Source organism: Haloferula helveola (assembly GCF_037076345.1).
GTDB lineage: Bacteria > Verrucomicrobiota > Verrucomicrobiia > Verrucomicrobiales > Akkermansiaceae > Haloferula > Haloferula helveola.
Genome location: NZ_AP024702.1, coordinates 3,135,354 through 3,148,811, shown reverse-complemented (window position 1 = coordinate 3,148,811; position 13,458 = coordinate 3,135,354). Strand labels below are relative to the sequence as shown.

Annotated in this window: 10 protein-coding genes; 7 read left to right on the top strand and 3 right to left on the bottom strand. The window is 64.5% G+C overall.

Translation table 11 applies throughout. The annotated features are described in order from the left end of the window. Positions 1-4 precede the first annotated feature (4 nt). From HAHE_RS11720 to HAHE_RS11705, 4 genes are read left to right on the top strand one after another with little or no spacing between them, the layout of a single operon-like run. Positions 5-1,108: a hypothetical protein gene (locus tag HAHE_RS11720; protein ID WP_338684666.1), complete on the top strand. Its 1,104-nt coding sequence runs from the start codon at positions 5-7 to the stop codon at positions 1,106-1,108. A 21-nt stretch (positions 1,109-1,129) separates the two neighbouring features. After that, positions 1,130-2,068: an aldo/keto reductase gene (locus HAHE_RS11715; protein ID WP_338684664.1), complete on the top strand. Its 939-nt coding sequence runs from the start codon at positions 1,130-1,132 to the stop codon at positions 2,066-2,068. Between the two features lies 1 nt (position 2,069). Continuing rightward, the gene (locus HAHE_RS11710) at positions 2,070-3,095 is read left to right on the top strand and encodes a zinc-binding alcohol dehydrogenase family protein (RefSeq protein ID WP_338684662.1); all 1,026 of its coding nucleotides are present in this window, start codon (positions 2,070-2,072) and stop codon (positions 3,093-3,095) included. A gap of 3 nt (positions 3,096-3,098) precedes the next feature. Continuing rightward, positions 3,099-3,932 carry an amidohydrolase family protein gene (locus HAHE_RS11705; RefSeq protein WP_338684660.1) on the top strand — a complete coding sequence of 278 codons (834 nt, stop codon included), beginning with the start codon at positions 3,099-3,101 and terminating at the stop codon, positions 3,930-3,932. Between the two features lie 84 nt (positions 3,933-4,016). Here HAHE_RS11705 and HAHE_RS11700 read toward each other — a convergent pair whose 3' ends face one another. Further along, positions 4,017-4,754 (bottom strand): hypothetical protein, encoded by a 738-nt coding sequence (locus HAHE_RS11700; RefSeq protein WP_338684658.1) that lies wholly within the window; start codon positions 4,752-4,754, stop codon positions 4,017-4,019. 129 nt (positions 4,755-4,883) lie between these two features. Here HAHE_RS11700 and tmk point away from each other — a divergent pair, with 129 nt between their 5' ends. After that, positions 4,884-5,465, top strand: a complete 582-nt coding sequence (tmk, locus tag HAHE_RS11695) for a dTMP kinase (RefSeq protein ID WP_338684656.1) — start codon at positions 4,884-4,886, stop codon at positions 5,463-5,465. 267 nt (positions 5,466-5,732) lie between these two features. Here the strand turns inward: tmk and HAHE_RS11690 are convergent, their stop codons facing one another. After that, on the bottom strand, positions 5,733-8,225 hold the full coding sequence (locus tag HAHE_RS11690) for an FtsK/SpoIIIE family DNA translocase (RefSeq protein ID WP_338684654.1): 2,493 nt from the start codon (positions 8,223-8,225) through the stop codon (positions 5,733-5,735). 84 nt (positions 8,226-8,309) lie between these two features. Beyond that, on the bottom strand, positions 8,310-11,609 hold the full coding sequence (locus HAHE_RS11685) for a mechanosensitive ion channel domain-containing protein (RefSeq protein WP_338684652.1): 3,300 nt from the start codon (positions 11,607-11,609) through the stop codon (positions 8,310-8,312). 135 nt (positions 11,610-11,744) lie between these two features. On the opposite strand from HAHE_RS11685, the gene HAHE_RS11680 reads away from it, so the two are divergent. Continuing rightward, positions 11,745-12,680 (top strand): type I phosphomannose isomerase catalytic subunit, encoded by a 936-nt coding sequence (locus HAHE_RS11680; protein WP_338684650.1) that lies wholly within the window; start codon positions 11,745-11,747, stop codon positions 12,678-12,680. Between the two features lie 105 nt (positions 12,681-12,785). Further along, positions 12,786-13,385 (top strand): transposase, encoded by a 600-nt coding sequence (locus tag HAHE_RS11675; RefSeq protein ID WP_338684648.1) that lies wholly within the window; start codon positions 12,786-12,788, stop codon positions 13,383-13,385. Positions 13,386-13,458: the final 73 nt, after the last annotated feature.

Sequence of the window (13,458 nt, the reverse complement as noted above, 5' to 3'; positions counted from 1 at the left end):
TAGTATGATCCTTCAATTCGGAGCCGGAAACTTCCTCAGGGCCTTCGTCGATCTCTTCGCCGCCCAGCTCAACCGCGACCCTTCGACCGCCGTCGGCCCGGTCATCGTCGTGCAATCGACCGGCATCGAACGCGCCGAGGCGATCAACAAGGCCAACGGTCGCTACCACGTCGCGATCCAGGGATTTCAGGATGGCGAGGTGGTGGACCAGACCGAGCTCGTCGACTCGATCGAGCGCGCGCTGCACGCCGGCACCCAGTGGAACGAGATCCTCGAGGTGGCGGCCGATCCCGCACTGAAGCTGATCGTTTCCAATACGACCGAGGCAGGCCTCGCGCTCGACGAGCGCGACACCGAACCGCTCGACCCGCCGCATTCGTTTCCCGCCAAGCTGCTCAGCGCGCTGCTCGCCCGCCACAAGGCAGGCGGATCGCCACTGCGCATTGTCCCCTGCGAACTGATCGAGAACAACGGCGACCGCCTCCGCGAGCTGGTGCTCGAACAGGCCCAACGCTGGAGCGTCGATCCGGAGATTGAAGCGTGGCTCCGTGATTCCTGCAGCTGGGTGAACAACCTTGTCGACCGTATCGTTCCCGGCCCGCCGAAGGATCACCCGCTCCTCGAATCCGACCCGTTGCTTCTCAGCGCCGAGCCGTTCGCGTTCTGGGCCATCCAGACCGAAGGCGACTTCGAGTTCGACCATCCGGCGGTCGTGAAAGCACCGGATATCACCCCCTATTATCTCCGGAAGGTCCGCATCCTGAACGGCCTCCACACCGCACTCGCCAGCCACGCTCCCGGCCTCGGGATCGCGACCGTGCGCGAGTGCGTCGAACACCCGGAGGTCGGCCCATGGCTCCAGCGGCTGCTCGATGAGGAGATCGTCCCGATCCTCGAGGGTCGCGTCGACGACCCCGCCGGCTTCGGCAAGGTCACGCTCGACCGCTTCCGCAACCCGTTCCTCGACCACCAGCTTTCCTCCATCGCCCTCAACCACGAGTCCAAGGTGCGCGTCCGCCTGCTTCCGAGCTACGAAGACTACCGTAGCAAGTTCGGCCGCGATCCGGAGATCCTCGGCAAGCTCATGCGCGACGCCGGACTCGCCTGAACCCAGAACCCCACCGACACCATGCAGACCCGCCCTCTCGGCAAGACCGGCATCGACCTCCCCATCCTTTCCTTCGGCGCATCCTCGCTCGGCGCCGAATTCCGCTCGATCACCCTCGACGAGGCGATGCGCTCGACACGCACCGCACTCGATCTCGGGATGAACTTCATCGACACCTCGCCGTTCTACGGCCGTGGCATGTCGGAGATCCTGCTCGGGATGGGACTCAAGGATGTTCCCCGCGATTCCTACATCCTCGGCACCAAGCTCGGCCGCTACTCGGACATCCACTTCGACTTCTCCGCCAAACGCGTCGAGGAGTCGGTGCACGTCTCGCTACAGCGGCTGAAGACCGACCACCTCGACATCCTGCTGATGCACGACGTCGAGTTCGTCCCGCTGCCGCAGATCTGGGAGGAGACCCTCGAGGCGATGCTCAAGGTGAAGGAGCAGGGCAAAGTGAAGGCGATCGGCTTTTCCTGCTACCCGCTGAAGACCTTCCACACCGTGCTCGATCACATCGAGGACCACATCGACTGCATCCTCGCCTACAACCGCTACACGCTTCAGAACACCACGCTGGAAACCAGCCTGCTGCCGCGTTTGCTGGAGAAGAACATCGGCGTGATCGGCGCCGGACCGTTCTCCGCACGCCTCCTGACCAATGCCGAGCTTCCCGCCTGGCTGAAGGAGCCCGAGGAAGTGAAGGCCGCCGCCCGCGAGGCCGCGAAACTCTGCGCCGACCGCGGTGTCGACATCGCCCAACTCGCGCTGCAGTTCGCCGCCGGCCACCCGGACATCGCCACCAGCGTCGCCGGCTCCGCCAACCCGGACAACATCCGCAAGTGGGCCGACTGGATCGCCGAACCGATGGACGAGCAACTCCTCGCCGACGTGCTCGCGATCTTCGAACCGGTCAAGGACCTTGGCCACGTGGAAGGACTTCCCGAAAACAACTGACATGAAAGCGATCGAGTTCACCGAACCGAAGGTCATCAACCTCATCGACATCCCCGACGCGCCGGAACCCGGCCCGGGCGAGGCGGTGGTGCGGACCCACCGGATGGGCATCTGCGGCACCGACCTGTCCTGCTACCTCGGCAAGTTCCCGTTCTTCGACTATCCGCGCACGCCGGGTCACGAACTCGGACTCGAGGTTGTGGCCGTCGGTGAAGGCGTCGACCACGTGAAGCCCGGCGACCGCTGCTCGCTGGAGCCCTACGTCAACGACCCGGACAGCACGACCTCGCAGAAGGGGAAAACCAACTGCTGCCCCGGCGTGAAAGTCGTCGGCGTGCACGGTGACGGCGGCCTGCGCCTCGGCACGTTCACCGTTCCAGCCCGCAAGCTGCACCCCGGCAACGACCTTTCCTACGACCAGCTCGCGCTCGTCGAGACGCTCGCCATCGGCTACCACGCGGTCCAGCGCGGCAATCCGCTGCCGGGCGAGACCGTGCTGGTGATCGGTGCCGGACCGATCGGCCTCGCCTGCCTAGAGTTCCTGCGCCTGATCGAAGGTGTGAAGGTGCTGGTGATGGACATGGTCCAGAGCCGGCTCGACTTCTGCCGCGAGCAGCTCGGCATCGAGGGCATCCTGGTCGATGGCAACCAACTCGAGGCGCTTGGCGAAAAGACCGGCGGCGAGCTCGCGGACGTGATCATCGACGCAACCGGCAATCCGAAGTCGATGTCGTCGTGCTTCGACTACGCCGCTTTCACCGGCCGAGTCGTTTATGTCGGCATCACCACTTCGGATCTGCAGTTCGCGCACGCGCCGGTTTTCCACCGCCGCGAGCTCACCCTGCTCGCTTCGCGAAATGCGGTGGCGGCCGACTTCACCCAGATCATCCAGCTGATCCGCGAAGGCAAGATCGACACCGACAAGTGGATCACCCACCGCATCGGCTTCGACGAAGTGCCGGACCAGTTCGAGCGCTTCACCGATCCGGCGACCGGCGCGATCAAGGCGATCATCGAAGTCCGCTGAGCCATGATCGACTCGCACCACCACCTCTGGCGCTACTCCGAAGAGGAATACCCGTGGATTCCGAAGGGCTCGCCACTGGAAGGCGACCACCTTGCGGCAGAGCTCAAGGCCGCGACCGAGGGCACCGGCGTGACCGGAACGGTGGTCGTCCAGGCTCGGCAAATGCCCGAAGAGTCGGACTTCCTGCTCTCGCTCGCGGACAGCTCCGAACAGATTCTCGGCGTCGTCGGATGGGTGCCGTTGGTCGCGGATGATGTCGCGGAACATCTCGATCACTACGCTCCCCACCCTGCATTCGTCGGTGTGCGCCACGTGTTGCAGGACGAACCCGACGCGCTGTTCACCGACGATGCCTTCCATCGCGGGCTGGCCCAACTCCCGGCAAGGGATCTCGCCTACGACATCCTGCTTTTCCAACGCCAGCTGCCCGCGGCCATCGCCTTGGTCGACCGGCAACCCGACATGCGCTTCATCATCGACCACATCGCCAAGCCCGAGGTTCATCCCGGACGCGTCGAGGACGGCTGGCGGAACGGCATGCGAGAACTCGCCGCTCGCGAGCACGTGGTCGGCGTGAAGTTCTCCGGCCTCGCCACCGAGTTTCCCGATGGCTCACCCATCGACCGCGACACCGTCCGCGCCTACTTCGAGGAGACGCTTGAGATCTTCGGCACCGACCGCGTGATGTTCGGCACCGACTGGCCCGTCTGCTTGCTTCGTCTGGACTGCTACCGCCAGTGGGTCGAGACGGTCACTGACCTCGCTTCTTCGCTGACCGAGGATGAACGAAAGGCGTTGTTCACCGACAACGCGACGGCGGCCTACAAGCTCACCTGATTGCCGCAGCGACCATTCTCCATCCGCTGCTGCTTGGTCATGGGTTGCTCAAGGAACTAACATCTCAGCCGGGACAAGCCTACCTTACTTCCTTCTCAGCAGGCTCATCCAGACGACAGCTCCAAGACCGACACCGCCGAGCACGACCGCCCAAAGTCCGGGCATCCCGAGAACCTCGGCCGGCGGGTTGATTCCGAACACTGCCACCAGTGTGGCGAGCGGCAGGAAGAAGGCGGCCAGGCGGTTCAGGCGCCGGGCCTCCTCACCCGCCTCATGTGCCGCGCGGGCCTGCGCTTCGGCATTCATCGCCAGCGTGAAGTCCATGCCCGCCTTGGCGTCGCTGGCGGTCAGGTCGATGCCCCGTTCGAGATCAATCGCTTTGTCACGCGCGACAATCAACCGCCGCTCGTCGGACCGCGCCTTGCGGGCAGCCTCAAGCACCGTGAGCAGGTTGCGGGTCGCCCGCAGGAGCGGTTGGGCGCGCTTCATCATCTCGAAGCATTCGCGCGGAGAAGCTGCCGCCTCAACGTCATCGTCCAGATCATGGATCGCCCGCTCGTAGGAAGCCAGGTGCTCGGTCAGTCCGGCAAGGCCCCCACCGGATGGCGAGCTCTTCCAAGTTCCGTCAGGCTGGCCCCAGAGCAGGAACGGTCGCCTCACCTCCTCGTCTTCGGGCTTCGGAACCTCGTGCAGGATCAGCAGCAGATGGCCTTCCTCGTCCATCAGGCGCTGCCGGCCGGCCTCGTCACCCAGTCGGCGGCGGATGGCATCGGGGAGATCCCAGGACTTCGGAACGAACGCGGAGGATTTTCGGGTTTCCACGTCGTCAGGCTGATCGGCCGCAGCGTCCCGGTCAGCTCCAATTTCACCGCCGGATTCCAATGTCGGGCCTACGGTGAACCTGACAACTTTGCTCTTTGAACTTGCCGCCGGGCTTGCCTGACTCGGGCCATGTTCATCGTCCTCGAAGGCATCGACGGAACCGGAAAATCAACCCAGACGCGAATGCTTGCCGAGTGGCTGCGCGAACAGGGACGTGAGGTCGTCACCAGTCGCGAGCCCACCGACGGACCGTGGGGAAAGAAGCTCCGGGAATCCGCCTCGACCGGACGCCTCTCGCCGGAGGATGAGCTCGAGTATTTCCTCAAGGACCGGCGGCAGCATGTGGACGAGCTGATCCGCCCGTCGTTGGATGCCGGGAAGGTTGTGATCCTGGACCGCTACTACTTCTCAACCATGGCCTACCAAGGAGCGCGGGGTTTCGATCCGGCCGAGATCCGGCGTCGCAACGAGGAGTTCGCCCCGGTGCCCGATCACCTGCTGATTCTCGATCTCGATGTCGACAGCGCGATCGAGCGCATCGGTGGACGTGGTGACACCACCAACGAGTTCGAGAAACGGGACGCATTGCAGAAGTGTCGGGACATTTTCCTGTCGCTGACGGACGAGCCGTTCGTGCATGTGATCGATACCCACGGAGATCTCGACGAGGTTCAGCAGCAGATTCAGGAAGCGATCTCGGGCACGGTGTGAATCCGTTCGACGCTAGCCGCCAATCAGCCCCGAAGGGGCGACGGCATTTAGCCACGGGGTTCACCCCGTGGAACCGTTGGAAACGGAATCCGTAAGCCCCGCGAGGGGCGTAGGCGGAGTCCGGACGATCAGCCCGGCCCACCTCGCCGTCGCCCCTCGCGGGGCTTAATCATTCTGCCCGCCCGGGAAACCACGGGGTGAACCCCGTGGCTAACTGCCGTCGCCCCTTCAGGGCTTTCCGCGGAACAACGAAACACCGATCACCGATCACTTCACGAACACCTCGCGCGCCTTGGCGCCGTCGCCGGGGCCGACGATGCCGCGCTGTTCGAGGATATCCACCATGCGGGCGGCGCGGGTGTAGCCGAGGCGCAGGCGGCGCTGGAGCAATGACGTGCTGCACTTCTGCTCCTGACGGACGACGTCGATGCACTTGATGATCATCTCCTCGTCGGCATCGGACACCTCCTCCTCGCCGTCGTCGCTGGCACCGCTCTCGATCGTGCGCTGGATATCTTCCTCGAAGTTCGGTTCGGCCTGCGTGCCGCAGTGGTCGACAAGCCGCTCGACTTCCTCGTCGGAAACGAAGGCACCTTGTGCCCGCTCGAGCTTCGCCGAGCCCGGCGGCAGGTAGAGCATGTCACCCTTGCCGACCAGCTTCTCCGCACCCTTGGTATCGAGGATGACTCGCGAGTCGAGCTGCGAGGAAACCTGGAAGGCGATCCGGCAGGGCACGTTGGCCTTGATGATGCCGGTCACCACATCCGCCCGCGGTGTCTGCGTCGCGATGATCAGGTGAATGCCGGCCGCCCGCGCCTTCTGAGCAATCCGGGCGATGTTCATCTCGACGTCGGCCGGCGCTGTCTGCATCAGGTCGGCAAGCTCATCGATGATCACCACGATATAAGGGAAGCGATCGGGGATCTCGTCCTCGTCCGGCTCGAGCTCGTTCTCGTCGGCCTCCGGTCCGAGGTCACCGGACTCGAGCGCTTCGGCAATCGCATCGATCTGCTCCTGATCGACCTCTTCCTCTTCCTCGGGTGCTTCCGGTTCGGGTTCCTCCTCCTTCTCGGGACGCGCCCGGTTGTTGAAACCGTCGAAGTTCCGCACGCCGAATTTGGCGAACACGCGGTAGCGCTTCTCCATCTCGTTCACCACCCACTTCAGGGCCGCGACCGTCTTCTTCGGATCGGTCACCACCGGGACAACGAGGTGCGGCAGCTTGTTGTACATCTGCATCTCGACGACCTTCGGGTCGACCATGATGAACCGCAGCTCGTCCGGCCCGAACTTGAAGAGCATCGAGGCGATGATCGAGTTGATGCAGACCGACTTGCCCGAGCCCGTCGCGCCGGCGACGAGCAGGTGCGGCATGGCGGCGAGGTCGCCGATCACGGTCTTGCCGTAGACATCCTTGCCGAGGGCCAGCGGGATCTTCTTCTTCGCCGAACGGAACTCCGGGTCCTGTAGTAGTTCGTGCAGCGGCACGGCGACCTTCTGGGAGTTCGCCAGCTCGATACCGACGGTGTCCTTGCCGGGAATCGGCGCGAGAATATTGATCCGCTCGGCGCGGGTGGCGCGGGCGATATCGGCCTCGAGCTGCGCGATCCGCGAAACCCGCAGGCCGACGCTCGGGTAGATCTCGTAGCGGGTGATGGTCGGACCGCGGGTGATGTCGCCCGGGGTCGTCTCGATCCCGAAGCTGCGCAGCGTGTCGACGATGTTCTTCTGGGTCGCGATCAGCTCGTCCCGGTTCGCCTCCGGCGCCTCGGGGTTGCTTTCGATCTCGTCGAGAAGGTCGAAGCCCGGCAGGTCGTAGTCCTCGAAGCCGCTTGTCGAAAGGAACTGGTGTCCGGTGGCCTTCTTGCGCTCGAACGGCTTGTCGCCCGGCTTCGGTGCCTCGACCCGGCGTTGCGACGCATCGATGATCTGCGGTGCCGGAATCTCGCGCAGCGGGAGTTCGGTCTGCGGGCTGGCATCGGCCTTTTCCGCCTCCTTCGCGGCACGCTCGGCCTCGCGCTCTTTCCGACGGCGCTCCTTCTCCTTCTCCTTTTCGGCTTCCATCCGCTCGCGCTTCTCGCCGTCGGCCTTCCTGGCCTCACGACGATCGCGGAACTTGGCGACTCCGGTGCCGGCCAGCGCGAAGGTGCCCTTCACGAAACGGATCGGCCGCTGGCCCATGAGAAGGATGAGCGCCAGCAGGTAGCAGGCGGAGGTGAGGATCAGCGTGCCCCATTTGCCGGCCAACGGGACCAGCAACCCGGTCGAGTCGAGCTTGGTGCCGTCGGCCAGGACCTCCCTCGGAAACCCTCCGACCAAACGGCCGACCAGCCCACCGGGCCCGATCAGCTCGCCGCGCTCGGCCCAACCGGCGTGCAGGAAGGTCGCACCGGCCACGGCCAGCAGGACGAAACCGATCATGGTGCGCGGCCAGAGGCGGCCGTCGAACACCAGCTTCACCACGCCGAACCAGACCAGCGCGATCGAGATCACGAAGCCCGCCTTCCCGAAGAGGAAAAACTGGCACAGGCCGAGAACGGTCCCGAGACCTCCGACGAGGTTCTTGCGCGGCACCTGGGCCTCGGCGGTGGCCGAAATTTCCTTCCCGATCCCCCAGATCGGCAGGTCGGCAGTGGAAAACGAAACGATCGAGAGAAATGCCAGCAGGCCAAGCCCGATCAGCACGATGCCGATCACTTCATTGGACCACTTCGGCGGCTCGGCCTTCGTGCCGCGTTTTCGGTTGTCCTTCCTCGCCATTTGGAAAAATTCGCGCGGCACAGCATCCCCCGACGCCTAGGAGGGAGCAAGGCTTGTTTTCCGGAGCCGGATAATCAGGAAAACCTAGGAATTCTGCTCCTGATCCCCGATTTCAGGGGATTCTTCGGTCGCCCGGCCCCGGATCATCTCGTTCGGGACGCTCCGGATGTGCAGATCGCGCTGCGGGAAGGCGATCTCGATTCCGGCCTCCTTGAAGCGTCGGTCGATCTCCTCGTGGATCTCGGTGCGGGTCTTCAGGCGGTTGTCCATATTCGGCAGATAGATTCGCATCGCAAGGTTCAGCGTGCTGTCGGCGAACTGGTCGAAAGTGATCAGCGGCGCCGGATCCGCGAGCACCACCGGATGGTTGGTGGCCACTTCGGTCAGAATCTCGCGGGCCCTGGTGGTGTCGCTGCCGTAGGCCACCCCGACCTCGATCGTCAGTCGGTTGACCGGGCTGGAGAGCGTCCAGTTGATCAGCGAACCGGTGATGAAGTCCTTGTTCGGGACGACGAATTCCTGACGGTCCCAGTTGGTGATCGTCGTCGCCCGCATGCGGATCCGGGAAATCGTGCCGGTGACCTCGCCGACCGTCACGACGTCCCCGACGCGCACCGGGCGCTCGAACAGAATGATGATGCCGCAGACAAAGTTCGCGACGATTTCCTGCAGACCGAAACCGAGCCCGACACTCAGGGCGGCGGCGATCCAGCCGAAGCGCGCGCCATCGATCTCCAGTGCCTGCACGACGAGGAAGATGCCGATCGCGGCGAGGGCATATTGGCAAAGGGTCGCGACCGCATAGCGAGTGCCGGGCGCCATGCCCGACTCACGCATGCCGCCGAGATCGAGGAGTCCCGGCAGATTCTTGACCACGGTGAATGTCACCAAAACGATGAGGATCGCCTGCATCACGCCGAGCCAATCCAGACTGCCCGCGACCGCAATCTCCCCCGCCGCCTGATCGACCGGCAGCGCATTGCTGACCGTGTACCAAATCGCGACCAGCACTCCGATGCCGATGAGCGAGCGGAGCAAGCGCCGGGTCTGGCGTGCGACCTCGTCGAGCTTCGGCTCAATCTCCTCATCATCCACCGTGACCGTCTCCTCCCCGCCCTCCGGAGGCTTCTCGGCCGCCTCCCGGCGCTCTTTCCGCTCTTGGATCGCCTCGCTCAGCGCGATCCGCCGTTCCTTGATCAGGAACCATCTCAAGAGAACCCCGTAGAGAACGACTCCGGCGCCCAACCAGCGAAGCGAAGCTTGAAACACCTCGCTCAGAATCATCCCCGTCAGCGCGTAACCGAGAGCGGCGAGGATCGCCAACGTCGCCGGCACGGCGACCACGAGCGCATACCAGATGCCGCTCCATTTCGACAGCAACCGGTCCGGGCGCTCCTTCACCACGGCGGCGAACACCCCGGTCGAGGGCCGGAACATCTTCAGGAAGATCGCCGTGATGCCGATCTGCGAAGCGATGAAACCGAGTCGGCCGATGCTGTCGAAATACCGCGAGTCTTCCTCAAAGACGGTAAGGCTCGCGAGCAGTAGCGCCGGCAAGTAGAGCAGCGCGAACCGGCCGAGCATCTTGTGAAGGATCTCGGCAGCCTCTTTTTCCCAACCGAAGTGGACCCGGCCGACCCCGCCGGGCCGGGACAGCTCACGGAGGGTCAGGATCCACATCAGTGTGAAGGAAGCCCAATGGCACCAGGCTCCGATCCCACGAACCCAGTCATCCGCCTTGGGTTCGCTTGAGAGAGCCCAGAAGAGAAACCCCAAGGCGATCGGAACGGGCGCCGCCAACAGGAGGCTGTCCAGCAGTGCGCGAAGCGTGTGGACCAGGCGGTCGGTCGAAATCCGGCGGATGCGTTTGGCGCTGTGCTCGATCGATGCCCGAAGCTTCGGACGGAAGCCGACGAGACCGATCAGGACCAGGCAGATGCCCACCGTCGCGACCGGATGCCTCGAAGGGATCGACATCAGCGATTCTCCCAGCGACCGCCACCGGTCCGCCCCGAACACCCAGCCAACGGACCCGGGCAGATCGACGAAGAAATCGCGCCCGATCGGCTTGGAGCTTCTTCGCCAAAACAGCTGCTCGGAGAGGAACTCGGAGAACTCGACCGTCAGATCGCGGTAGGCCTTCTCGTCGGCACCGAGCCGCGCGAGGTCCTGAATCAGCGCCCGCTGGCTCCGACCCAACCGATCCAACAGCTCGCCCCGCATCCGCAGCACCGGCTCGGCTTCCCGATTGCCTTCCCAAGTCTCCTCAAGCTGCCGCTGCTCGGCCATCAGGTCGTCGATGCGGAACCCGGCGAGCTGCGCCTCGCTGATCTCCTCCTCCAGCAACCGGAGGTCGTAGTCGAGTCCCCGACGGTCCGGCAGGCGTCGGCGCTGGTCGAGCAGCACCTGGGAGAATGCTCCCTCCAGACCGCCGAGCTGCACCTCGCGCCTCAGCCGTTGGTCCTCGCGCCGGAGCTTCTCAAGTTTCCGCCGACTGTCGTCCAGCTTCTCGCCGGTGTCGGAAATCTCGTCCGCCGTCGATTCCAGCCGATCCACGAGACCCGGCAGTTCCGAGGCGAGCTGGCGGATTTCCGGGTCGGCATCCGCGGCGTCTGCGGCGATCTCATCGACCAGCTTCCGCAACTCGTTGACCTCACCCTCAAGCTGCGACTTCAGCTTTTCTTCGAGGGCCACCACGGTGGACCTGCGGTTCGCGAGTTGAGCTTCGAGCAGCTGCTTTTCCAAGTCCGCGACCTCCTCCCGCATCGCCTGCCCGACCTGCTCCTGCTCCAACATCTCGGTCTCCGCCTGCAAGGCGGCCTTTTCGGCCTGGAGGAGAAGGCGGTCCGCCGACTCCACGAGACTCTCGGCAGCGGGATCACCCAAGGCAGAGAGCTTGGCGTCGGTCCTCGACAACTCCGCACTGGCGAGCGGCAGCCGGGTGCCGACTTCGACCGGCCGGGCCTTGAGATCGACCAGCTTCCGCTCCGCCTCGCTGAGTTCCGCCTCCAATTCCGCCACCGCGGCCCGCTCGGTCTCATAGCGGTCCCGCAGTTCGGAAACCGAGCCCTCGGCAATCGCCTCCGGCGAATCCGGCACCTGTTGAAGCTCGGCCTTCAGCCGCTCGGCTTCCGCGGGCAGACCCGGCGTCGCCTCTCTCAGGGCTTCGGCCCGGGCGGAGTAATCCTGCGCGTCCTTGAGACGACCCTCGGCCTCGTCGAGCTTGTCGACGGCCGGTTGCTTGAAGCTGTCGTCGAGATCCGACGATTCAAGCGCCTCGCGCTTCGCACCGATGGCATCGGAGAGCTCCGAATCCGCCGGCGGGGCGTCCTGGGCAAAACAAAACCCCGAAAAAACCAAACCCGCCAGGGCGATCGCCGCCAATCGTCGAACTCGCTCGAAATGAATCATCAACACCGCCTTCCTGACACCATCTCCCGCGACCGGTCAAACGATGAGTTCCCGGGAACCCGTCCCGCGGGGTCGACTTTGGGCAGGGGCTTCCCCAAGCTGCGCACGATGTCAGCGATCTCCTTCACCCCTCTCTACATGCAGCGCGTCTGGGGCGGCCGGACTTTGGAAAGCGAGTATGGCCGCCGTTTGCCCGACGGGGCACCCTATGGCGAGTCGTGGGAAATCGTGGATCGCGAAGACGAGCAATCGGTCGTCGCCGACGGACCGCTGGCCGGAAAGACCCTACACGAGCTCTGGACCGGACACCGCGGGGAAATCTTCGGCGACGGACTGCCGGAGTCGCCCCGTTTTCCGCTGCTCATCAAAGTCCTCGACGCCCGCGACGACCTCTCGATCCAGGTCCACCCGCCGGCCGCGATCGCCCCGGCGCTCGGCGGCGAGCCGAAGACCGAGATGTGGTACATCGCGCAAGCCGAGCCCGGCGCCAAACTCTACGCCGGCCTGAAGGCCGGAGTGACACGCGGCGACTTCGAGACGGCCCTCGGAGACGGCACGGTGGCGGATGCGGTTCATGCGATCGAACCGACCGCCGGCGAATCGATTTTCATTCCCTCCGGCCGCCTCCATGCGATTGGCGCCGGATTCCTGATCCACGAGATCCAGCAGAACTCGGATACGACTTACCGGGTGTTCGACTGGAACCGGATGGGCCTCGATGGCCAGCCGCGCGAGCTGCACGTCGAGTCGTCGCTGCGCAGCATCGACTTCAACGACTACGAACCCGGCATGGACGAAGCGAACGGCACGGTGCTGGCGGAGTGCGAATACTTCCGGGTCGAAAAGCTCGACCTCTCGGATGGCGAATCGTTCGGCAACGCCAAGGCCGACCGTTTCTCCATCTTCTCCGTCGCCGAGGGTCAGGTTGCGGAGGCGGACGGTAGGACGTTCACAAAGGGGGACTTCTTCCTCCTGCCGGTCGGCTCGGATCAGCTCCGCTCTCAGGGCACTTCCACCATCCTCCGCACCACCATCCCCACCTGACCCCGTAAACGGGGAACCACAAACCCCAGTGGCGCGCCTGTGTGGTTCGTAGTTCCCCCTTCAGGGGGCTGCGGAGAATCCGTCCCCCGAACCCGCCTCCGACCCATGCCCTCCCTCTGGCGCCGCCTCACTGCCACCCAACGCGCCGAGGTCTTGCGCTACCGCCAAAAGCTGCAGCGTCCATGGCACCGCCCGCCTCATTTCGAGCAAGGCTGCATCCACTACCATCTCACGGCGGCCTGCTACAACCACCAGCCGATCATCGGTGCCACTCCCGAGCGAATGGCGGAGTTCAGCGAGAGCCTCTTGGAAGCGCTTCCCACCCACCCCGCCGCGTGGTGCGTCCTCCCCAACCACTACCATCTGTTAATCCGAACGGACGACCTGAAGGCCGCCATCAAGTCTCTGACACGACTCCACGGACGCACCTCATACGAGTGGAACGGCAAAGATAGCCAACGTGGCCGCAAGATCTGGCACGGCGTCTCGGACCGGGGAATGCGGAGCGCCGGGCACTTCTGGGCGACGCTGAACTACATCCATCACAATTCGGTCCATCACGGCTACGCCGAGCAGTGGACCGAATGGCCGTTCTCCAGCGCCGGTAGCTTTCTCGATGAAATCGGCCGCGACGCAGCGGCAGAGCTCTGGCGAACCCACCCGATCCTCAGCTACGGCCAAGGCTGGGACGACTCGGACCTTTGACCCCTTAAACGGGGAGCTACAAAACCCAGTCGCGGGAGCTGATAGGCGAGGGAGCGGTATTAAGGTTTTTGTC

Bases quoted from the DNA above. Each gene is read 5' to 3' on its own strand.
- HAHE_RS11720 (WP_338684666.1), top strand. From the start codon at position 5: ATGATCCTTCAATTCGGAGCCGGAAACTTCCTCAGGGCCTTCGTCGAT.
- HAHE_RS11715 (WP_338684664.1), top strand. From the start codon at position 1,130: ATGCAGACCCGCCCTCTCGGCAAGACCGGCATCGACCTCCCCATCCTT.
- HAHE_RS11710 (WP_338684662.1), top strand. From the start codon at position 2,070: ATGAAAGCGATCGAGTTCACCGAACCGAAGGTCATCAACCTCATCGAC.
- HAHE_RS11705 (WP_338684660.1), top strand. From the start codon at position 3,099: ATGATCGACTCGCACCACCACCTCTGGCGCTACTCCGAAGAGGAATAC.
- tmk (WP_338684656.1), top strand. From the start codon at position 4,884: ATGTTCATCGTCCTCGAAGGCATCGACGGAACCGGAAAATCAACCCAG.
- HAHE_RS11690 (WP_338684654.1), bottom strand. From the start codon at position 8,225: ATGGCGAGGAAGGACAACCGAAAACGCGGCACGAAGGCCGAGCCGCCG.
- HAHE_RS11680 (WP_338684650.1), top strand. From the start codon at position 11,745: ATGTCAGCGATCTCCTTCACCCCTCTCTACATGCAGCGCGTCTGGGGC.
- HAHE_RS11675 (WP_338684648.1), top strand. From the start codon at position 12,786: ATGCCCTCCCTCTGGCGCCGCCTCACTGCCACCCAACGCGCCGAGGTC.